Annotated in this window: 18 protein-coding genes and 2 pseudogenes; 5 read left to right on the top strand and 15 right to left on the bottom strand. The window is 61.8% G+C overall.

The features are described 5' to 3' along the window. Positions 1-63: 63 nt before the first annotated feature. From C8K44_RS24785 to groEL, 5 genes and pseudogenes are all read left to right on the top strand, one after another. Positions 64-537, top strand: a complete 474-nt coding sequence (locus tag C8K44_RS24785) for a DUF992 domain-containing protein (RefSeq protein WP_109578435.1) — start codon at positions 64-66, stop codon at positions 535-537. Between the two features lie 21 nt (positions 538-558). Continuing rightward, positions 559-1404, top strand: coding sequence for a hypothetical protein (locus C8K44_RS24780; RefSeq protein WP_245417619.1), 846 nt, complete (start codon positions 559-561; stop codon positions 1402-1404). A gap of 282 nt (positions 1405-1686) precedes the next feature. Further along, complete coding sequence (locus C8K44_RS28270; protein WP_109578433.1) at positions 1687-2004, top strand: helix-turn-helix domain-containing protein; 318 nt, start codon at positions 1687-1689, stop codon at positions 2002-2004. A 111-nt stretch (positions 2005-2115) separates the two neighbouring features. After that, a pseudogene (locus C8K44_RS28040) lies at positions 2116-2430 on the top strand (DUF1254 domain-containing protein); the annotation flags it as partial. 24 nt (positions 2431-2454) lie between these two features. Next, positions 2455-3024: pseudogene (gene groEL / locus C8K44_RS24765) on the top strand (chaperonin GroEL); the annotation flags it as partial. Positions 3025-4081: 1057 nt separating this feature from the next. On the opposite strand, the gene C8K44_RS24755 reads toward groEL, so the two are convergent. The 15 genes from C8K44_RS24755 to C8K44_RS24685 form a co-directional block, all read right to left on the bottom strand. Beyond that, entirely contained in the window at positions 4082-4897 is an 816-nt protein-coding gene (locus C8K44_RS24755) for an IclR family transcriptional regulator (RefSeq protein ID WP_109578432.1), read from the bottom strand. Positions 4898-4954: 57 nt separating this feature from the next. After that, entirely contained in the window at positions 4955-6154 is a 1200-nt protein-coding gene (locus C8K44_RS24750) for an aminotransferase class V-fold PLP-dependent enzyme (protein WP_109578451.1), read from the bottom strand. Between the two features lie 35 nt (positions 6155-6189). Continuing rightward, positions 6190-6681 (bottom strand): RidA family protein, encoded by a 492-nt coding sequence (locus tag C8K44_RS24745; RefSeq protein ID WP_109578431.1) that lies wholly within the window; start codon positions 6679-6681, stop codon positions 6190-6192. Between the two features lie 13 nt (positions 6682-6694). Then, a complete protein-coding gene (locus tag C8K44_RS24740; RefSeq protein WP_109578430.1) occupies positions 6695-7690 on the bottom strand; it encodes an ABC transporter ATP-binding protein in 996 nt (331 codons plus the stop codon). Continuing rightward, complete coding sequence (locus tag C8K44_RS24735) at positions 7687-8706, bottom strand: ABC transporter ATP-binding protein (RefSeq protein WP_109578429.1); 1020 nt, start codon at positions 8704-8706, stop codon at positions 7687-7689. The genes C8K44_RS24740 and C8K44_RS24735 overlap by 4 nt, the downstream gene beginning before the upstream one ends. Further along, positions 8703-9926 (bottom strand): amidohydrolase/deacetylase family metallohydrolase, encoded by a 1224-nt coding sequence (locus C8K44_RS24730; protein WP_109578428.1) that lies wholly within the window; start codon positions 9924-9926, stop codon positions 8703-8705. The genes C8K44_RS24735 and C8K44_RS24730 overlap by 4 nt, the downstream gene beginning before the upstream one ends. A gap of 6 nt (positions 9927-9932) precedes the next feature. Beyond that, the gene (locus tag C8K44_RS24725) at positions 9933-10796 is read right to left on the bottom strand and encodes an ABC transporter permease (protein ID WP_109578427.1); all 864 of its coding nucleotides are present in this window, start codon (positions 10794-10796) and stop codon (positions 9933-9935) included. Continuing rightward, positions 10796-11737: an ABC transporter permease gene (locus tag C8K44_RS24720; protein WP_199227201.1), complete on the bottom strand. Its 942-nt coding sequence runs from the start codon at positions 11735-11737 to the stop codon at positions 10796-10798. Before C8K44_RS24720 ends, C8K44_RS24725 begins: the two co-directional genes overlap by 1 nt. A gap of 146 nt (positions 11738-11883) precedes the next feature. Beyond that, positions 11884-13383 (bottom strand): ABC transporter substrate-binding protein, encoded by a 1500-nt coding sequence (locus C8K44_RS24715; protein WP_245417624.1) that lies wholly within the window; start codon positions 13381-13383, stop codon positions 11884-11886. Between the two features lie 590 nt (positions 13384-13973). After that, complete coding sequence (locus tag C8K44_RS24710) at positions 13974-16301, bottom strand: aldehyde dehydrogenase family protein (RefSeq protein WP_199227200.1); 2328 nt, start codon at positions 16299-16301, stop codon at positions 13974-13976. Positions 16302-16315: 14 nt separating this feature from the next. Then, positions 16316-17323, bottom strand: coding sequence for a deoxyribose-phosphate aldolase (gene deoC / locus C8K44_RS24705; protein ID WP_109578449.1), 1008 nt, complete (start codon positions 17321-17323; stop codon positions 16316-16318). Then, positions 17316-18551, bottom strand: a complete 1236-nt coding sequence (locus C8K44_RS24700; protein WP_109578424.1) for a phosphopentomutase — start codon at positions 18549-18551, stop codon at positions 17316-17318. The genes deoC and C8K44_RS24700 overlap by 8 nt, the downstream gene beginning before the upstream one ends. Continuing rightward, on the bottom strand, positions 18548-19534 hold the full coding sequence (locus C8K44_RS24695) for a sugar-binding domain-containing protein (protein WP_199227199.1): 987 nt from the start codon (positions 19532-19534) through the stop codon (positions 18548-18550). The genes C8K44_RS24700 and C8K44_RS24695 overlap by 4 nt, the downstream gene beginning before the upstream one ends. A gap of 427 nt (positions 19535-19961) precedes the next feature. Further along, entirely contained in the window at positions 19962-20168 is a 207-nt protein-coding gene (locus C8K44_RS24690) for a hypothetical protein (RefSeq protein ID WP_109578422.1), read from the bottom strand. Between the two features lie 466 nt (positions 20169-20634). Further along, positions 20635-20760 (bottom strand): L,D-transpeptidase family protein (locus tag C8K44_RS24685; protein WP_146204001.1); only part of this gene is annotated, 126 nt, incomplete at its 5' end.

Below are 20760 nucleotides of genomic sequence, written 5' to 3'. Positions count from 1 at the left end.
TGCAACGTCAGTCGTTGCTGACAGCTAAGTCACTGAAGGCGGGGCAAAACGAAGGGGACGTCAATGGTTGATCTATCTCGAAAGGTTTTTCTCAGCTGTGCCCTGGCGCTGATCCCGTTGGGTGCAAGTGCCCAGAATTCCGCGCAGATAGGCACGCTTTCATGCGATGTGTCTCGCGGCATCGCAATGTTCGTAGTTGAAAAGCAGACATTGTCGTGCGCCTTCCAGGACCGGGACGGCAAAGTCGAAAACTACACCGGATCCATTGATCAGTTCGGCGTGGCGCTTGGGGAGGTTGGCTCGGGCCACCTGATCTGGGGTGTCGTCGCGACGGCCAGCGGCCTTCCGGCTGGGGCCTTGGCCGGTACCTATGCCGGGGTAGGCGCGAACGCCTCGTTTGGTGTCGGCGCAGGCGCCAATATTCTCGTCGGTGGGAGCGGCCGCGCGTTTTCGCTGCAGCCAATTGCCGTCGAGGGTCAGGAAGGCATCAACATTGCGGGCGGCGTTACGACGGTCACTCTAAAGTCCGCGCCTTGAGGATCAGGCGAAACGAACTGCATGCTCACGGGAGGTTTAGCCATGCTCACCACAAACCTTGCATGTCTGGGTCTGATTGCCGCCGGTCTGTGTTCGGCCCTCGGCGGAGCACTTGCACAGGACGCGGATGTCAAACCGCATGTTCCCCTTCAGAAAACTATCGGTGTTGTTACGCCGACAGGGCCGGTGCCTTCGCTTTTCGTCGTGAACTCGGCCGGTGCGACCCTGAAGGACGGAAAGCTTACCATGACTGGTGTGGCGCAAAACTCGATCGTCTTTGCCGACCGTCCTGTTCGTGCGGCGGGCCACGTGACCACAGCTCAATTCATCATGCAATGGGATGAAGGCGCAGACAATTTCATCAAGGACCCGCCCAACGCTACCATTTCCGTTCTCGGCGGCGATGGATCGAAAGTCGAAGATGCCGTGGTGACCTTGCGGTCCCCCAAACTCGCGGACGGTGCCCTGACGTTCGATGTTTCGGTGCTGGAAGGAAGCCTAAGTGGGTCAAGTGGACCTGCGGCACTGTTCATCGATCGTGGCGGTGGCGGCGGTCACTTTGGTGGTGGGGGTGGCTTCGGCGGGGGCAACTTCGGCGGAGGGGCGCGCGGCTTTGGCGGTGGCGATTTCGGCGGCGACCGACTTGGCAGCAACGATGGGCGCTTTGCTTCGGACAGGATTGGCGGCGTCGATCATGCGAATTACTGGCACGCTCCCGAATATCATGGGGCCTGGTATGCCGGCGCCGGATTGGCGACGGGCCTCGCCGTCGGCGCAGCAGCGGCGCGGCCGTACGACTACGGCTACGGGCCCTACCCTTACGGCTACGGCCAATGCGGCTATTATCCCTATCCGCCCTGCTATTGATGCGTCGGGACCTGCGCCCGACAAAGACGTTTGATCAAGCGGATCCCAATGGACGCTCGCGCCGATGGGGGGGTAATGAGCTCAGGGGAGCGAAGCCCATCCCGCCGGCAGACCTTCTATTTATCATGCTGCAGTGGCACTATGACTGGGCGCGCGCGCCTATAATGGCTCCCAGCAGCTTCTGAGGGCCCGTAAGGAACGGCCTGTCGATCTTGAGCTCGGCAGGCCGTTTTTTCAGCAGATTTTTCCGCGGAAACTGATTTCCAATCAACATTGCCTGCCGTGGCGCAGTCACAGGTTAAGGGCAGGGCTGTGCTTCGTCAGATTTCAGAATTCCCCGCGGGTCAATCCTTGTTACGCACAGCCCTCCGGCTACATTGCAGAGCGACCCACGGAGGCCCGACTACGGACCCGTCAAAGCAGGAACCAACTAAGCTCGACCTTGTCTGGGGCATCCAGGCCATTGCCGATCTAATCGGCCGCACACTGCGGCAAACCTATCACATGCTTAGATCTGGGCATCTGCGAGCGAAACAGTTGGGGAATAGGTGGGTGGTCGATCGGAACGAATTGGAGCGCTTCTTCCGCGAATGGCGGTAGAGATTCATATTTGTGGGACATGCGAACTGAAAAATCTAATGATTGCGTGGTCTTTCAGTTGTCCCACTATATGGCTTGGGCTGTACATTATTGCGGTTGTCGGAAATCCTGATGGACTCGTATTCGCTGTTCCTGACCGGCAACACCGAAAGCATCTACAATCTGATGCGGCTGGACACCAAGGCGGGTCCGCTGGTCATCGAGACGCCGCCCAACATCCTCGGCATGATCGACGATCACTGGTTCCAATATGTCGGCGATGTCGGCAATGCCGGTCCCGACAAGGGCAAGGGCGGAAAATACCTGCTCTTGTCGCCGGGTTATGAAGGCGAGGAAGGCTATTTCGTGTTGCGCTCGTCAACCTACGGCAACCTGTTCTTCTGGCGCGGCTTCCTCGATAACGGCAGCACCGCAACCGCCGTTGAAAACACTAGGAAGTTCGCCAGGTTTCAGGATATCCAGGCGAGGGCCAAAAAGGTGAAGTCTTCGGCTGAGGTGGCCCAGGTCGGAACTATTGCCGCGAATGGCGACGCCACGATTGGCGAGATGATAGCCAGGGCAATGGACAAGGTTGGCAATGAAGGTGGGATCACCGTCGAGGAAGCCAAGACCGCTGGGACCGAGCTCGACATGGTCGAGGGCATGCAGTTCGATCGCTTTCCCTACTTCATCACCAGTGCCGAGAAGATGCGCGTCGAATTGGAGGAGTCTTACATCCTCATCCACGAGACGAAACTTGGCAACCTTCAGGCCATGCTGCCGGTCCTTGAAGCTGTGGTTCAGAGCGGCAAACCCCTGCTGATAATCGCCGAAGCCGTCGAGGGCGAGTCGCTCGCGACGCTCGTCGTCAACAAGCTGCGCGGCGGCCTCAAGGTAGCGGAGCGGTTGGCCAAGCTCGCCGGCGGCGTGGCGGTGATCCGGGTCGGCGGCGCGACCGAGACCGAGGTCAAGGAAAAGAAGGACCGTATCGACGACGCTCTGAATGCCACGCGAGCAGCGGTTGAGGAGGGCGTCGTGCCTGAGCGCGTCGACCTGATGGAAGCTTTCTTGGTCCGGTAGTTCGTCGAGAAGCTCAAGGATTGCGCGTTCAGGGGCCGAAACCGTGAGCGGCCATCCCATTGTCCCCACGCAAGCGGGCGAACTCCGGCCTCCTGGAGAGGCCGGTCGCCTTGCTTGCTGGCACCCGGAACGAGGGGAGGGAAGTGCACCTCGTCGAGGTCGCTCCCAAAGAGCGGTGTGCTGTTGCGGTAGGCGAATTGCTCCTTGAGTGGCAGCACGGTGAGCCATTTGGGAGGCTTCGTTGGACCGTGAAGGTAAACCTCAGAACCGCCGTTCGAGAGGTAATGGGCATAACCCTGCAGATCGAGAGCTGTCCGGCCGCCAACGACAAGGCGATGGTCGAGGAGCGTCTGGAGCGAAATAGTGACCTGCTGCCAGCTCAGCAGTCCGCGGGGGCGTCGATATCCTGATCGTCGACAAATTTGGTTCGGTCAGTGGCGCTAGCACTTCCTTGGTGGCCCGCTTGCCGTATTCCAGCTTGGCCCGGTGCCCACGTTCCGGAGTTGGAATGTGGTGGCGATCACAGGTCTTTTTCAACGCCGTACCTGTAACGCCAGCTGCAACTTTGACGTCCATGCGATGTGCTCGATCCCAGCCCGGCACCCCAGCGATCCAGGATCGAGACGGGTATACTGATTTTGCCGGTTTTGACGGTACTTTATCGGGGCGCTAGTTTCGACTTTTGCCGTCTATGCCTCGCTGCGAAGCGGTCGATAGATGCCGATAGTTCACTGAATTTTTTCAGCTAGATTCGCTCTGAAAAACCTAGCAAAATCAAAAGGCTAGGTTTTTGACGGTACCTTTCACGGCATATTTGCCCGACCATTTTGTTTTTCATAGACATATCAGCTGCTTACGGCTGAAAAAATAATGGAGTGGGAATGAGCCCCATCCTGGCCTGATGCCGTCGAATTGTTGAAAGTACCGTCCTGAGCAAGTCTCGTGGCGGTACTTTTTGCTTTAGGTCATTGCAGACACGATAATTCGCACTGGCGGCCAGCCGCCGTCCCACGCTCGCTCATTGCGATCGATTGGGCCGCCAGCCGAGACGTGCCTCGATGCGCCGGGCACTGGTCTTCACCAACGCAATCAGGTCGGGGTTCTTCTGTCTCAGCTTGATATCAGGCACGACGATCGAGATCGTCGCGCGGCAGGCGCCCTGGTTGTCGCAAACCGGCGCGGCAATACAGGCCACGGAAAAATCGGACTCGCCGGCCTGGATCGAAAGTCCTTCTTCCAGCGCTGCCGCGGCAGTTCTCGCCAGAACATCCTTGTCGGTTTCAGCGCGGCCGGTTGGCGAGACTGTCGCAGAACGGGCGAATATCTCGCGGCGCTCCGCTTCCGGAAGATGGCCGATCAGCATGCGGCCCGACGCCGTCCAGTTGAGCGGGCTGCGGGTGCCGACGCGCGATGTGACCTGGAAATGGTCCTTGCCCTCTTCCATCGCCAGCACGACCATCTGGTCGCCGTCACGGCCGCAAATCTGGATCGTCTCGCCGGAGCTTTCGGCAAGCTCATGCATCTCCTGAACCGCCACATTGAGCAGGTCTAGCGTACGGGCATAGGTCAGGCCATAGTGATAGAGCCGCGGGCCAAGCCACAAAAGGCCGCCATCGTGGCGGTCGAGCAGCTCTTTTTCGACGAGATCGTCGACGATCACGTAGATGGTCGACAGCGGTGCGCCGATGTCGCGCGCGATCTCGTAGGCGGTCGCCGGCCGCTCGGTCTTCTGCAGGTAGTCGAGGATCTGCAGCGCCCGGTCGATGCCGCTCGTGCGCGAGCGGCGCGGTTCGCCAGCGGGCCTATCGTCATGCTTTGCAACGGTTTTCGGCATGGGAATCCAGAATTCTTGTCGAAAGCATTGTAGGGTGTCCGCACGCGCGCGAACAGGTCAATCCGGCCATTTGAGGATCGCGGCTTCGCGTGCCAAAAGCCTTTCGTCGAAGGGCGTCGCAATGATCTCGTTGGAGCCGCGCGCGCGGTCGAGTTCCTCGGCAAGCCGCGCCGCCACGACAAATTCCTCATCGGGATGCAGGTTGCAGGGATCGAGATAGAAATAGCCGTGTTCGACCTCGTGGTCGCGCACGATCACCGGACGGTCGCCGGTCCCCATCCTGTCGGCCAGGTCCCAGGCAGTGATGCGAGCTTCAGCCGGATTGACCGAAATCATCAGCCGGTCGAGCGGATTGTTGGTCGGATCCGCAGTGATCGTGGCGGTAATGCCGGCCCTGCCATCCAGCGCCTCGACCCAGCAGTCGAGGGCCTTCTTCTCGCGGGCACGGATGCCGTGATGGTCGCGTGTCTTCCAGGCCTGCAGCGCGGCCAGCGTGCCGACGATGCCTTCCTTGCCGACCTTCATGCCACGGCCGATGCCTCGGTTTTGCAGATAGACGTCGCGCACCATTTCCTTCGGCCCGGCGACGATGCCGGAGGTCGGGCCGCCGAGGAATTTGTGGCCGGAGTAAAGCACCAGGTCGGCACCGTCGGCGAGGAAGCCAGCCAGATCGTATTCGGAAGCGGCATCCACGATGACGGGCACGCCGCGTTCATGGGCAACGGCGGCGAAAATTTTCAGCGGGATCTGCCCATAGTCGACCACGTGATGCGAAACGACATAGACGGCGGCAGCGGTGCGCTCGGTGATGGCTCCGCGTAGCTGGTAGGCCGACGCGCTCGTCGCCTGGCCGACTGGCACCACCTTTGCACCCGTGAGCCGGATCGCCTGATCGACCGGCGCGCCGTAACTCACGAGATGGCCTGACTGGATGAGAATCTCGTCCTTGAGGCCCGTGGTGTCGGGCAGGCGCTCGATTGCCGCCAGATCAGGCCCGGTCATGGCGGCCGCGACCGCGAGGCTGATCGCGGCAGAGCAGGAGGCGGTGATGAAACCGGCCTCGGCGCCGGTCAGGTCTGCGATCACGGTGCTGGCGCGCCGATGCAGGTCGCCGAGTTCGACGAATTCGCTGAGGATCGCCGAAACTGCCTCCACTGCTTGCGGCACCACGATCGAAGCGCCGAGCGAGGTCATGGTGCCGGAGACGTTGATCACCGGCCTCAAGCCGAGGCGGCTGCGTATATCGTCTTTCGGCATGGTGTTTCCCTCCCGCATGTCCATTACAGGTATCCTCAGTCAATCGCCACGATGGCTTCGATTTCCACGGTGATCTGACCCGGCAGCGAACCTTGACCCACCGCCGAGCGGGCATGGATGCCGCTTTCCCCGAACACGTCGATGAAGAGATCCGAACAGCCATTGATCACCGACGGGTGGTCGGCGAAGTCGGGTGCCGCATTGACCATGCCGAGCAGCTTTACCACGCGCCGCACGCGGCCAAGGTCGCCGAGCGCGGCATGCATGACGGCGATCAGGTTGATGCCGGTCAGCCTTGCATGGCCGTAGGCGGCCTCGGCGCTGACTTCGGCTCCAACCTTGCCCGTATGCTGGCGACCGTTGCCTTCGGTCGGTCCCTGTCCAGAGAGGAACAAGAGCTTGCCCTCCTGCACATGGGTAACGAAATTGGCGATCGGAGGCGGTGCATCGGGAAGCTTTATTCCGAGCGCCTTGAGCCGGTCATAGGGCGTGTTTTCCGGACGCTTCAAAGCCTCGGAAAAGGTCATATGCGTACTCCAGTCAGGCAGTTGGTTCGCTGTGGCGGATACAGGCCACGTGGTGCCCGCCACCGACATGCTCGACCGGCGGGATGACTTCGGCGCAAGCACCGATCGCCTCGGGGCAACGGGTGCGAAAGACGCAGCCCGACGGCGGGTTGATCGGACTCGGAATGTCACCCTGCAACGGAACATGGGTACGGCGGCGCGTCGGATCGGGCACCGGTGCGGTTGCAAGCAGCGCCCTGGTGTAGGGATGGCGGGGTGCTGCGTAGACGGTTTTGCTCGGGCCGCGCTCCATGACGCGGCCGAGATACATCACCACCACCTCGTCGCAGAGATATTCGACAACCGACAGGTCGTGCGCGATGAACAGCAGCGTCAGCCCGAGCTTCTTTTGCAATTCGCCGAGCAGGTTGAGCACCTGCGCCTGCACCGACACGTCGAGTGCGGAGACCGGCTCGTCGGCGACGACGAACTCCGGCTCTACCGCCAGCGCACGCGCAATGCCGATGCGCTGGCGCTGGCCGCCGGAGAACTCATGCGGATAGCGCGTCGCATGGTCCGGCGACAGGCCGACAAGGGTCAAGAGTTCGGCGATGCGCTCGGTTCGCGCCTCGCCGCGCGGAAAGCCCCGCGCGTCGAGCGCTTCGCTGATGATCGCGGAAATGCGCATGCGCGGATTGAGGCTCGAAAACGGGTCCTGAAAAACGATCTGCAGGCGCTGGCGATAGGCCCGCATCTCGCGCGGTGACAGCGCGAAAAGATCGACGCCGTCGAACATGGCCTTGCCGCCGGTAGGCTCGACAAGGCGCAGCACCGAGCGGCCCGCAGTCGTCTTGCCGGAGCCGGATTCGCCGACGAGGCCGACAGTCGAGCCGCGCTTGACGTCGAAGCTGACGTCTTCGACGGCATGGACGATGCGCCCATTGCGGGCCGGGAAATGCTTGGTCAGGCCCTGGACGCTGAGCAGCGGTTTCTGATCGCTGGCTTCGGGCTTCAAGGTGTCGGCACTCATAGCTCGGCGCTCCGGATGCAACGGGAGAAACCGGCACGTCCGGCGGCAACCAGCGCTGGCGGCGCTGCACGGCAGGCATCCAGCGCATGTTCGCAGCGCGGCCCGAAGGCACAGCCCGCCGGAAGTGCCGTGATCGGCGGCACGCTGCCGGGGATCGAATAGAGCGCATGGCGCTCGCCGGTCGCATCGATATCGCGCGCGGCATTCGGCGTGCAGGCAAGCAGGCCCTTGGTATAGGGATGCCGCTGATGGGCAAAAAGGTCGTTGACCGGCGCCTGTTCGACGACGCTGCCGCCATACATGACGACGACGTCATGGGCGATCTCGGCGACGACGCCGAGATTGTGGGTGATGAACAGGATCGACATGCCGAACTCGGCCTGCAGGCGGCGCAGAAGATCGAGGATCTGCGCCTGGATGGTGACGTCGAGCGCGGTCGTCGGCTCGTCGGCGATCAAAAGCGAGGGGCTACAGGCGAGCGCCATGGCGATCATCACGCGCTGGCGCATGCCGCCGGACATCTGGTGGGGGTAGTCGTCGAGACGCGAGGCCGCGTCCGGTATCTCGACATGCTTGAGCATGGCGAGCGCCCGGCTGCGCGCTTCCCGCCGGTTGACGGGCTCGTGCAGCGCGATCATCTCGCCGATCTGGTCGCCGACAGTGTAGAGCGGATTGAGGCTGGTCATCGGCTCCTGGAAGATCATGGCGATCTCCTTGCCGCGGATCTTGCGGAACTCCTTCGGCGCGAAGGCCGCAAGATCGTGCACCTCCTCCTTGCGGTCGCGGAACAGGACCTTGCCGCCGGCGATCGCGCCCGGCTTCGACAAAAGCCCCATGATCGACAGGCTGGTCACCGACTTGCCGGACCCGGATTCGCCGACCACGGCCAGTGTCTGGCCACGCTTGAGATCGAAGGTCACGCCGTCGACAGCCTTGGCCGTGAAGCGCTTGGTCACGAACCAGGTCTTCAAGTCCTGTACGGACAAGATGGTGTCGGGCGCGATCTCTCCGGTCATGAATTCCATCCGCAATGAGGACAGGCGTGTGGCTCGGTGCCGCCGCGCGCCGGCGGCATGTAGCGATGCGCGACGACAGGCTCGGCGCCGAGGATGGCGTGGCGCGGCTCGAACATGCGGTGCAGGGTGCTGGTGGCCCCTTGCGAATCCTTCACGGTCACGTCGGCGTCGACGACGTCGAACAGCGTGAATTCGGCCGGCTTGCCCTTTTGCAACAGCCCGTCTGCGGCCAGCCCGATGGCGCGGCGCGGCGCCGTCGTGGAAGCCGTCACCACGTCTTCCATCTTCATGCCGAGCGACAGCAGCTTCGACATCGTCGTCGCCATGTCCCACACCGAGCGGTCGATCGAGCGGTTGTGCAGGTCGGTCGAGATCGTCTTCGGCGGCAGGCCGCGCTCGAGCGCGGCCTTGGCGACGTCGAAGGAGAACGAGGCGCCGCCATGGCCGACATCGAGCACGATGCCGTGCGCGGCTGCCTGTTCGGCGAGCCGGTAGAGGTCTTCGTCCTCGAGGATCGAGCTGCCGGCCTTGCCGTTGAAGCAGTGGGTGACGATGTCGCCTTCGGTGAGCAGGCCGAGCACATCGTCATAAAGCGGGGGCGGTTCGCCGACATGCACCATGATCGGTAGCTTGAGGATGCGTCCGAGCTTCTTGCCGAGCTTGACCGGCGTCAGGTCCCAGCCGCCGGTTATGACATGGCTGGCGCGTATCTTCAGCCCGACGATGACATCGCGGTTGGCTTCGACTGTGGCGATGATGCGGTCGAAGTCGATCGAACGTATGTCGCTCAGTTCGCTGACCCGGTTGCAGGCGACCAGCCCGATCGAGCCGAGATTGAGGAAAGCGTAGATGTTTTCTTGGGCCGGCTCGATGATGAATTCGCGCAGGCCGTGGAAATTGGCTTCGCCGGCCGACCCGGCATCGACCATGGTGGTGACGCCGTGTGCTGCGCCGCACTGCGCGGGTCTCAGCGAAATGTCGGTGCCGCCATACCAGACATGGACGTGAATGTCGGTCCACCCCGGCGACATCCAGGCACCCTTGGCGTCGAGCGCGCGCGCGTCGTCGCCGGCGGCGACAGCGGTGCCGATCTCGGCGATGCGTCCGTCCTTGCCAATCAGGATGTCCACCGGTTGGTCATATGCCGTGCCGAAACCGATGGGTCGCGCGCCCTTGATGAGCAGTGGCCGCTCGGCCTTGGGAAAACGATTGCCGATCATGTCGCTCTAGATGTCCTTTGCCAGGCGTGGGTCGAGGAGATCGCGCAATCCGTCGCCGACCAGTTGCAGCGACAGAACAGTGATGACGATGGCGCCGCCCGGAATCATCATGATCCAGGGCGCCTGATCCATGTATTGGCGGCCGACACTGATCATGGTGCCCCAGGTTGGAATGTCGGGTGAAATGCCGACGCCGAGGAACGACAGGCCGGCTTCGGCCAGGATGGCGTTTGCAAAGATGAAGGTGCCCTGCACCAGAAGTGGTGAAGTGACGTTGCGCAGCACATGGCGTACCAGGATTACTGGCGTCGGTACGCCGAGCGCACGTGCCGCCTCGACATAGGGCAATTCGCGGATGACCAGCGTCGAGGCGCGCACGACGCGTGCCAGCCTGGGTGCGTAGACGATGCCGAGCGCGATCACGACGTTGGTGGCCGAGGCGCCTAGCGCCGCGACCAACGCGATCGCAAGCAGAATGTCGGGGAAGGCCATCATGGCGTCGATGACGCGGGAAACCGGCGCGTCCGCCTTGCGGAAGAAGCCCGATGTCAAGCCGAGTACGATGCCGATGACGGAAGCCAGAACTACCACGGCGAAACCGACCGACAGCGAAACCCGCGCCGCATAAAGCATGCGGGTGAACACGTCGCGGCCGAGATCGTCGGTGCCGAACAAGAACTGCAGGCTGGGCGCGTGCAATCGGTTGGCGATCGACAGTTTCGTCGGCGCATAGGGCGCGATCACAGGTGCCAGGATCGCGGCGAGTGCCACGATGGCAAGCACGATCAAGCCGAGCAGCGAGGTGCGCCGGGTGATGAGGCGCGACAGCAGCCCGGGTTCGCTCTGCAGCGGAGTGGAGATCGCAGCCATCAGTAGCGCACCCTTGGGTCGACCAGCAGATAGAGCATGTCGATGCCGAAGTTCACCAACACGTAGAGGCCGGCGATCACCAGCAGCGCGCCCTGGATGACGGGATAGTCGCGCCGCAGTACGGCGGAGACGACGAGGTTGCCGACGCCCGGCAGGCCGAACACGGTTTCGGTAACCACCGCGCCCGAGATCAGCAGTGCAGCGGTCAGGCCGAGCACGGTGAGGATCGGGATCAGCGCGTTCTTGAAGGCATGCTTCAGCACCACCCGCCATTCGCTCATGCCTTTCGAACGCGCCGTGCGGACATAGTCGTCGTTCAGCACGTCGAGCATGGAGGCGCGGGTGAAGCGGGTGATCAGCGCCGAGCTGACAAGGCCGAGCGCCAGGGCCGGCAGCACCAGATGGTTGAGCCGCTCGCTCAGCGAGGCGCCCGGACCGCCGTATCCCGACGTGTTGAACCAGCCGAGTTTGACCGCGAAAAACTGCATCAGCAAAAGGCCTAGCCAGAAGCTCGGAACGCTGGCGGCGAACATGGCAACGGTCGTGGCCGCCTGGTCGAAGATCGAGCCGCGCCAGTAGGCCGACAGGATGCCGACCGGCAAGGCGATAACTGTGGCGATCAAGAGCGAGAAGATCGTCAGGAAGAAAGTCGGCTCGGCGCGCTGGGCAAGTGCTTCGGTGACAGGCTGGTTGAGGAAGATCGACTGGCCGAAGTCACCTTGAACCACGCCGAGCACATAGTGCCCGAATTGTTCGAGGATGGACCCGTCGAGGCCGAGCTTGGTGCGCAATGCCGCGATATCGGCGGCGGTAGCTTCCGGGCCGAGCATGACGGCGGCAGGGTCGCCCGGCGTGACGCGCACAATGACAAAGACGATCGTGACGACGATCGCCATCACGACGATCATGCCGAGCAGTCTGTTGATGATCGAACGCAGCATTGTCTTTTCACGTCCTGGCTTCAAAAGCATTTTCGGCTAAAAGGGCAACGCTCTTCCTCTCCCCCCTCGAACAGGGGAGAGGTGGCCGCGAGACGGCCATTCAGAGGGTTTGCGTGATGTCGCCATTCGACGGCTGTGGCAGCCGGTCATTTGGCTTCGAGATAGGCATTCCAGAAGTAGGGCCACGGGGCCGGCGTCACACCCTTCAGATTGGGTGCCTGGGCGGCGAGCGCGTTGAAATTGCCGACCTTGAAGGCAGGAACCTCGTCGTAGACGGCCTGCTGAACTGCCGGCCACAAGGCAATACGCTTTGCCGGATCGGATTCCGCGTTGAAGGCGCCGAGAACCTCACGCTTCTTGTCGGAAACCCACCAGCCTGGCGCGGTATCGGACATGAAACCGGTCAGGGACGGCTCCGGCAGGAACGGGCTGTGGGTGATGTAGATGTCCCACAAGGCCGGATCGGTACGGTTCTTTGTGAGCGTTGCCCATTCGACAACATCCATCTGCACCTTGAAGCCAGCGGCCTTCAGATACTCGGCGGCGACCTGAGCCAGCTTGTAGTGGAACTCGTACTGGCGGCTGGTCAGGATACGCAGCGGCTTGGAGCCGTCATAGCCCGCTTCCTTGAGCAGGGCGGTCGCGGCTTCGGTGTCGCCTTCGGGCTTGTAGGGCTCCGTGCCGGTTTCGCTGTGCCACTTGTAGCCTTGCGGGTACATGGCGCCGTCGATGGAGAAGAACTCTTCCGACCCGAAGGCCGCCAGCATCATGTCCTTCGGTGCCAGTGCTGCCTGGATCGCCTTGCGGATCTTGATGTCGGAATTCAGCCCTTCCTTGGTGTTCATGAAGAACACCGGCCACCCGAATGGCTTCAGCATCACGGGCGCGGTCTTGCCACCCGAAATCTTGTCGAAGGATTCCACCGGCAGTGAATCGACATAGGCGAACTGGCCCGAGACAGCGCCTTCGATGCGGGTGTTCGGATCGGGAACCGGCACGAAGCGGATCTCGTCGAGATACTGCTTGCGCGCGCCGCCATAACCGTTCGCCTCGCCGTCACGCGACTTGTAGCCGTCGAAGCGGGCGAGCTGGATGAACTGGTCGGGCTTGCGCTCCTTCAGCATGTAGGGGCCGGTGCCGACAAAGCTGGTCAGTGGGTCCTGTGCGGCGACTTCCGACGGGATGATGATGGCTGCGGCATTGTTCAGCGACAGCAGTGAAAGCAGCGGCGCGAACGGCTTGTTGAGGGTGATCTTGATGGTGTTGTCGTCGACGGCTTCGATGGCGGTCACGGTTTCCGCGGTCTGCTTGCCGCGCGTCGCGACCTTCATCCAGCGCTGCAGCGAAGCGACCACGTCGGTGGAATTCATGTCCGAGCCATCGTGGAACTTGATGCCGGTGCGCAGCGCGATGGTGTAGGTTTTGCCGTCTGCCGAAATCTGCGGCATGTCGGCGGCGAGCAGCGGCGTGACGCCCCAATCCTTATCGAATGTGTAGAGCGTTTCGTAGATGTGCTGGGTGACGATGCCCACCAGGTCGGCGGTGGATGCCATCGGATCGAGCGTCGGCGGCTCGCCGATGGTGGCGACGTCGATCACGCCACCCTTCGCCTGTCCCCACGCAACGCCAGTCGCCGGCAGCAGCATCGCAGCCAGCGAAATGGCAATCGTTGTCATGTGTTTCATGCTTGGTCCCCTTCCCGATTGTTACATTACTATGTAATCTATAACTTAGTTATGGATCGTTATCTCATCTGCCTTACCTTTCGTCAAGCGGAGGTTGTGCTTGCTCCTCTCAGACCCACAAATTGCAGCACGACCGCGCTCGCGGGCTTCTCAAGCCCGCAGCTGAAGCGGTTTGTAGGATGGACGAGTGGGGCCGGCGAGGGGAGGGAAAATGACCTGTTGCGTGGTCAAGCGAGCATCAGGCCATGGGGCATGGCATGCATGATTGCATGATTGCGCAGTCGCCAAAGCGAGGGCCGCAGTTGGCCGAAGCCTGCGTGTTTGCCGGCTCAGGGTACCCTGGCCGGGTGGTCGGTGTGTGATCGTGGAATTGCCGAGCTAGCAGTTCGCTTCAGCCCGGCGCGGGCACAAATTGCGCCCGCGATGAGCGCTGTCTTTGGGGCCACCGTCCACAAGCTCGGGACGTTGGCCAGCGTTGCAGCGGCACTTTATCTGCCGAGCCTTGCCGATCGACCGCCCGGCAAAATGGCGTCGATCGACATGCTTCGGATCTACTCTCCGTACGGGATCCAGATGTTCTTGACCTGTGTCGCGTGGCGGAGCACGTCGCGGTCGCCTTCGGGGCCGACTATCCAGACCTTTTTCAGATTGCCGACAGACGCCTTTTCCACCGGCGCTACACCCTCGCCAGGGCCGTCATACCAGAGCGCGTCAACGTCGTTGTGCTGGGCCAGCACCTGCGCCAGGTCAAGCGCGTTGCCGGTCACGATGTTCACCACGCCGGCCGGCAGGTCGGATGTGTCGAACACCTGGTACAGATCGGTTGCCGACAGTGGGTGCGTCTCGCTGGGGACGACGACGACGCGGTTTCCGGTGGCAAGCGCCGGCGCGACCAGCGCGAGCAGACCAGCCAAGGGACGATCATTCGGGCAGACGATGCCAACGACGCCGTTGGGCTCGTTCATCGCCAGCACCGCGCCGTGGATCGGAACGGAATGCACGGCGCCATCATGCTTGTCGGCCCACGCCGCATAGGTGAACAGAATGTCGAGCGCTTCGTCCAGCTCGGCGGCGCCATCGTCCCGGCCGGTCATGGCCGCGATCCTGGCCTCGAATTCCTGGCGGCGCGCGGCCAGGTTTTCCGCGACAAAATAGAGGATCTGCGACTTGTTGTAGCCCGACACGCCGGCCCAACTGCCTGCCTTTTGCGCGGCTTCCACGGCATTGCGGATATCCTTGCGGCCACCCAGGCCGACATGGCCGAGTAAGGAACCGTCAGCTGCGTTAACCTCCATGGAGTACCCGCCATCGGGCCGTGCCTGTTTGCCGCCGATGTACAGTTTCGGCGTTCGATCGACACCCTCTACCGCTTGTATCTTGCTTTTCTTGGCCGGCTTCTGGGCCGCTTTTGCAGGAGCTATGGGCTTCAGATAGGAGAACAGCCCCTCACGCCCGCCTTCGCGGCCATAGCCGGACTCCTTGACGCCACCGAAGCCGGCTGCCGCGTCGAACAGGTTGGCCGAATTGACCCACACCACGCCGGCCTTCAGCTTCGGCGCCATGTCGAGCGCGAGATTGACGTTTTCGGTCCACACGCTTGCGGCGAGCCCATAGCGCGTGTGATTGGCGATCTCGACCGCCTCGCCGGGTGTCCTGAACGTCATCGACACCAGCACGGGGCCGAAGATCTCCTCTTGTGCCACCAGATGACAGGTTTCGACATTGGTCAAAAGCGTAGGCGGATAGAAATAGCCGGTCTCAGGCAGGTCGCAGGGCGCCTGGACGATTTCAGCGCCTTCGCTGGTTCCGATTTTTACCAGCTCGCGAATGCGCTCCAGCTGTTCGGCCGAAACGATGGGGCCCATGTCGACAGATTTGTCCAACGGGTCGCCGACACGCATGGTGCGCAGGCGCGCGGCGAGCTTGGCATAAAGTTTTTCGGCAATGCCCTCCTGGGCCAGCAGACGCGATCCGGCACAGCAAACCTGACCCTGGTTGAACCAGATCGAATCCACGATCCCTTCAACGGCGCTGTCCAGATCGGCATCGTCGAACACGATGAAGGGCGACTTGCCGCCGAGTTCGAGCGTCAGGCTCTTGCCGCTGCCGGCGGTGCGCTGGCGGATCAGCTTGCCCACAGCCGTGGACCCGGTGAAAGCGACCTTGTCGACATCGGGATGATCGACAAGCGCGGCACCCGTTCCGCCATCGCCGGTGATGATGTTGACAACGCCTGCAGGCAGTCCCGCTTCCTGGCAGATCTTTGCAAACAGGAGCGCGGTTAGGGGGGTCTGCTCGGCCGGCTTGAGCACCACCGTGTTGCCCATCGCGATCGCAGGCGCAACTTTCCACGCCAGCATCAACAACGGGAAGTTCCAGGGGATGATCTGGCCTGCAACCCCAAGCGGTTCATGGCTTGCGAACTCTTTTGCTTGAAGCGAGGCCCAGCCGGCGTGATAATAGAAATGTCGCACGGCGAGCGGGATATCGATGTCGCGGCTTTCGCGGATCGTCTTGCCGTTGTCCATGGTCTCAAGCACGGCAAACAGGCGCGCATGCTTTTGCACGTGGCGGGCCAGCGCATAGAGGAAGCGCGCACGCTCGCTGCCCTTCAGGGCAGCCCAGGCCGGCTGGGCGCGTCTCGCCGCTTTCACCGCCGCATCGACATCGGCGTCGCCGGCAAGCGCGATCTCGGCCAGCGTCTCGCCCGAGGCCGGCGAGGTCGTCTTGAAGGTCGTGCCGGTCAAGGGAGCCGAAAACGCGCCATCGAGGAATAGCCCAAACCGGCGGTCATGAGCGTTCAGCCAGGCCAGAGCTTCGGACTTGCTCTCGGGAGCCGGGCCGTATTCCATCGTTTCGAAGATCTCTCTTACGTTCATAGCCTTGAGCCCCTTTAGACAAGCGGGTGGCGGAAAGAGGCGGAGTATGCGCCGGTGACATGATGCTCGAGCTGGCGTTCGATGTCGCCAAGCAGGCTGGACGCGCCAAACCTGAAGAGATCAGGCTCCATCCAGCGGCGCCCCAGTTCTTCCTTCATCAGGATCATGTACGAAAGCGCATCCTTGGCCGCGCTGACGCCGCCCGCTGGCTTGTAGCCGACAAAATGCCCGGTCCGCTCATGGTAGTCGCGAATGGCGCGTACCATGGCGAGCGATACCGGCAGCGTCGCGTTCACCGCTTCCTTTCCGGTGGAGGTCTTGATGAAGTCGGAGCCGGCCATCATCGCAACCAGTGACGCCTTGTAGACGTTGCGCAAAGTCTTCAACTCGCCAGTGGCAAGGATGGACTTCATGTGCGCATGGCCACAAGCTTTGCGAAACGCTGAAATCTCGTCGTAAAGTTCCACCCAGTTCTGGGTGAGCACATGGCGCCGCGAGATCACGATGTCGATTTCGCTCGCACCCGCAGCAACAGACGCCTCGATCTCCTTCAGCCTGAGCTCGAGTGGCGAAAGGCCGGCGGGAAAGCCCGTGGAAACCGCAGCGACAGGGATGCCGCTGCCGCTGAGGAAGCGTTTCGCCGGCGCGACCATCTCATGGTAGACGCAGACAGCGCCGGTCGTCAGGTTCACTCCGGACATGCCGAGCGCTTCAAGGATGTCGGCACGTATCGGCCGCTTGGCTTTCTCGCAAAGGCGCCGCACCCGCCCCTCGGTGTCGTCGCCCGACAATGTGGTCAGGTCGATGCATGACACGGCCCGCAACAGCCAGGCTGCCTGGTAATCCTTCTTGGCGGTCCTTCTCGCAACGAGGCTCTTGGTCCGGCGCTCGATCGCCGAGGTGTTCGCCCGCACGGCCTCGACCCAATCGAGATCGAGTGCCATCCCGGGATTGCGAGGCAGATTGTGCCCATGCGGGGCAACGAGGGCGGAAGGGATAATCCCTTCGCCGATTTCAGGCATGGACATCCACGTTCCCCTTCCAGTCGATACTGTTGCTTTGCATGTTCGTCTTGACGCCAAGATGCGCCGCGATCGTCGCGGCGATATCGGCAAAACCTCTGAGCCCGACCGATCCCGGTTGCGCATCCGGCCCAGCGATCAGGATTGGCGTTCTTTCCCTGGTGTGGTCGGTTCCTGCCCAGATCGGATCGTTGCCATGGTCGGCGGTCACGATGAGCAGGTCGTCTGGACCAAGCTCGCGCAGGATGGAGGGAATGAGCCCGTCAACTGTTTCCAGCGCGTTGGCATAACCTGCTACGTCGCGGCGGTGTCCGAACTCGCTGTCAAATTCCACGATGTTTGAAAAGATCAGTCCGCCAGCCGGCAGGTCGCGCATCGCCTGGAGCGTGGCGTCGACAGTGCCTTGGATGCCTGTCGCCTTTCGCGATTCCGATATTCCTCTGCCGGCAAATATGTCGCTGATCTTGCCAACGCCGGTCACGTGTCTTCCTGCGGCAACAAGCTCGTCGAGCAGGGTCTGGTCGAAAGGAGGCAGCGAGAAGTCCCGGCGGTTTGCACTCCGCACGAAGCCATTCTCATCGCCGACAAATGGCCGGGCAATGACGCGCCCGACCATCAGCGGATCGACCAGATCACGCACGAACGCGCAAAGCGCGTAAAGCCGGTCGAGGCCAAAATGAGTTTCGTGAGCGGCGATCTGGATGACGGAGTCCGCGGAAGTGTAGAAAATGGGCTTGCCGGTGGCGACATGTTCGGCGCCCAACTCCTCTATGATTTGCGTGCCCGACGCGTGTTTGTTGCCAACTACGCCCGGCAGGCCGAAGCGGGCGACTATGTCGTCGATCAGGTTGCCGGGAAAGGCGGGCACCTGGTTCGGAAAATAGTGGAAGTCCTTGCTGACCGGTGTTCCGGCAATCTCCCAATGGCCCGATGTGGTATCCTTGCCCTTGGAGCTTTCTATGCCTACGCCCCATGTGCCTGTTGCCGACTGTCCGGCAGATGTCTCGCCGGAGGCCAGCCGCAACGCATCGAGCAAGCCCAGGGCGGCCAGGTTGGGCAGCATCAGCGGGCCACTCCGAATGCCCTTGAGATCGGCTTTCCCCTGGTTGGCCGCTTCGATGATGTGGCCAAGGGTGTTGGAGCCGTCGTCGCCGTACAGGGCCGCGTCGTCGGCACCGCCGATCCCGACGGAATCCAGAACGATCAAGATGGCTCGGTTGTTCGTCATGGCACCAGCTTTCCGCTATCGAAGCCCTTGAGCACGCGTCTTGCAAGAGCTTCGTCGATGACCAACTCGTTGATGTACCCGCTCCGCAGCACGCCCAGTGTTGCCTTGGCCTTGCTCTCTCCGCAAACGATGGCGATGCATCGCCGATCTGACACGTCGGTGGGAGAAATACCGACAGCCTTGTCGGTGAGTTCAACGGGAACCAGCTGGCCGTTGATGTCGAAGAACCGGCCCATCAGGTCCCCCACCGCGTCGGTGGCTATGAGCGCTTCGTACTCGGCTTCGGTGATCACCTGATTTGCAAACAGGTGATCTTCGCGGCCAAGCGAGCCGATGCCGACGACAAACAGATCCGACGCGCGGGCCTTGTCCAGCAGTTGTTGAACGCTGGGCTGGGATAGGAAAACGCTCTTTTCCTCCACGCTGTTGGCGAGATAGGGAACTGGAAGGAAGTACATGTCTCCGCGAACATTTCTGGCAAGAACCTGAACCGGGTCCATCCGGTTGGTGGCGAGGGACCGGGTGAGCGACCCGGAAATAGACACCGCCTCGAGATCCGGCCGCTCGATCGCAACCACTTCGGCAAAAGTGCCAGCCAGGGTTCTGCCCATGCCGATACCGATGCGCTTGATCGACACGTCGGACAGTACCGAGGTCAGGTAAGCCGCCGCGATCTTGCTGACGGGTTGAAGGACGTCTTCGAACCGGGGCGATGACGCAGCATCAATCGGGACGACGACGCAGTTGCTGAGTCCAAACCCAGCACAAAGCTCCATCTCGAGCTCGATGCACTCGCTCGGGCGTTTGCTGATCGATACCTGCACGATCCGCTCGCGCTGCGCCTGGGCGATAAGGCGGTTTATGCTCGGCTGGGACATGTGCAGTGCCTTGGCGATCTCAGCCTGGCTTTTGCCGCCGATGAAATACATCCACGCAGCTTTCACTACGTTGTACTTGTGCCAGTCGCCGGACGTTTCGTTCAACGTTTCTGTCTCCCTTGGCCGATGCAAATGGCGATGCCGTCAATTGCTCAAAGGTCACGCAGAAAACCCGCATGTCGGTCGAGAACGAGTCACAACATTGGCCGCAAACAGCTGTTCGGTCACTGTGGGAGGGCTCCCGACCACTATTGATAATAATGCATACTATGAATTAATATTCAAACGTATTTTCCAACCGCGCACCCTGCGGCAAATAGGGTACCGTCGCGCGGGCAGTTTTGTCGTTTATGGCTGTGGCCTGCCCACAAAAGCCATCTATGGCGTCGCGGAGGCTATTTCAGTCCTTCGAGGTGTCCACGCTCTCTTTGCAAAAAAGACCGCCACGAGAAACACCCTCGCGGCGGCCTTTCCATATTAGGAATGAGCTAGATCAGGGGCGGCATGTACATTCCGCCCCCTTGTCATCGCTTTAAGGCAAGGTGGCTGGAAAGGCTGCCAGCAGCTGATCGCGGTGCTCGGATGAACGCAGGCGTATGGCCAAGGTCTCGGCCTTGACCGGAACCTGTGGCGGTAGCTTGTACTCCACCTCAGGTAGATTTTCCCTGGCCCAGGCGTTGAATCGCGGGATCTTGTTGGATCCGGTGGCCGGAACGGACACTCCGTACTTATAGCTCATTACCGCTACTCCATATGCTCGACGAGTGCGGGCGTGGTTGCTGCGGTGATCGTTTTTCCTGCGATCGCCATTGACGGCATCAGAGCGCCATGGGTCCGTATGGGCGCACAAAGACGCCTTCGGGCCGATGCACTGCATCTGTTCGTCATGCGGCTCCCGGTCACCCGAGGCGCTTCCCACACACCGGCAATCGTCAGCCCGTCTGCGACGGGCAAACCAATGTCATTGTGATGAAGTGAGAAATCCTGGCCCGGTTCTTGCGACTGCAAGGTAACCGAACCAGGCTACAGGCCTCGGAGGAGGATCAGCCGCAAAAGAGCCGGAATGTAAGAGAACGCAGGCATCTGGTCATTGAAGTTCAATCGCCCTGCGAAGTCAACTTCGCTTACCCCTGTTCACGGTAGATGGCGAGCACCCGGCGCGACGGGCGAGGTCGCGCGACATGCTGGGCCGGTGCGGGCGGGGCCTACAACACGACGACGCGCGCTCCGTTCGAAGCCTTTTCGTAGAGATCGATGACGTCCTCGTTGATCATGCGGATGCAGCCCGACGAGGCCTCGGTGCCGATGGTCCATGGCTCGGAGGTGCCGTG

Source organism: Aminobacter sp. AP02 (assembly GCF_003148805.1).
In the GTDB taxonomy this organism is placed as follows: Bacteria; Pseudomonadota; Alphaproteobacteria; order Rhizobiales; family Rhizobiaceae; genus Aminobacter.
Note: the sequence above shows the minus strand (reverse complement) of the source record. Positions and strands in the feature narration are given on the sequence as shown.

What these genes read in the sequence shown, in the direction of transcription:
- C8K44_RS24700 (WP_109578424.1), bottom strand. Translation starts at nt 18,551, where the DNA reads ATGACGAACAACCGAGCCATCTTGATCGTTCTGGATTCCGTCGGGATC.
- C8K44_RS24690 (WP_109578422.1), bottom strand. Translation starts at nt 20,168, where the DNA reads ATGAGCTATAAGTACGGAGTGTCCGTTCCGGCCACCGGATCCAACAAG.
- C8K44_RS24750 (WP_109578451.1), bottom strand. Translation starts at nt 6,154, where the DNA reads ATGCCGAAAGACGATATACGCAGCCGCCTCGGCTTGAGGCCGGTGATC.
- C8K44_RS24720 (WP_199227201.1), bottom strand. Translation starts at nt 11,737, where the DNA reads ATGCTGCGTTCGATCATCAACAGACTGCTCGGCATGATCGTCGTGATG.
- deoC (WP_109578449.1), bottom strand. Translation starts at nt 17,323, where the DNA reads ATGCCTGAAATCGGCGAAGGGATTATCCCTTCCGCCCTCGTTGCCCCG.
- C8K44_RS24715 (WP_245417624.1), bottom strand. Translation starts at nt 13,383, where the DNA reads ATGCTGCTGCCGGCGACTGGCGTTGCGTGGGGACAGGCGAAGGGTGGC.
- C8K44_RS24785 (WP_109578435.1), top strand. Translation starts at nt 64, where the DNA reads ATGGTTGATCTATCTCGAAAGGTTTTTCTCAGCTGTGCCCTGGCGCTG.
- C8K44_RS24710 (WP_199227200.1), bottom strand. Translation starts at nt 16,301, where the DNA reads ATGAACGTAAGAGAGATCTTCGAAACGATGGAATACGGCCCGGCTCCC.
- C8K44_RS24745 (WP_109578431.1), bottom strand. Translation starts at nt 6,681, where the DNA reads ATGACCTTTTCCGAGGCTTTGAAGCGTCCGGAAAACACGCCCTATGAC.
- C8K44_RS24755 (WP_109578432.1), bottom strand. Translation starts at nt 4,897, where the DNA reads ATGCCGAAAACCGTTGCAAAGCATGACGATAGGCCCGCTGGCGAACCG.
- C8K44_RS24725 (WP_109578427.1), bottom strand. Translation starts at nt 10,796, where the DNA reads ATGGCTGCGATCTCCACTCCGCTGCAGAGCGAACCCGGGCTGCTGTCG.
- C8K44_RS24735 (WP_109578429.1), bottom strand. Translation starts at nt 8,706, where the DNA reads ATGACCGGAGAGATCGCGCCCGACACCATCTTGTCCGTACAGGACTTG.
- C8K44_RS24780 (WP_245417619.1), top strand. Translation starts at nt 559, where the DNA reads ATGCTCACGGGAGGTTTAGCCATGCTCACCACAAACCTTGCATGTCTG.
- C8K44_RS24730 (WP_109578428.1), bottom strand. Translation starts at nt 9,926, where the DNA reads ATGATCGGCAATCGTTTTCCCAAGGCCGAGCGGCCACTGCTCATCAAG.
- C8K44_RS24740 (WP_109578430.1), bottom strand. Translation starts at nt 7,690, where the DNA reads ATGAGTGCCGACACCTTGAAGCCCGAAGCCAGCGATCAGAAACCGCTG.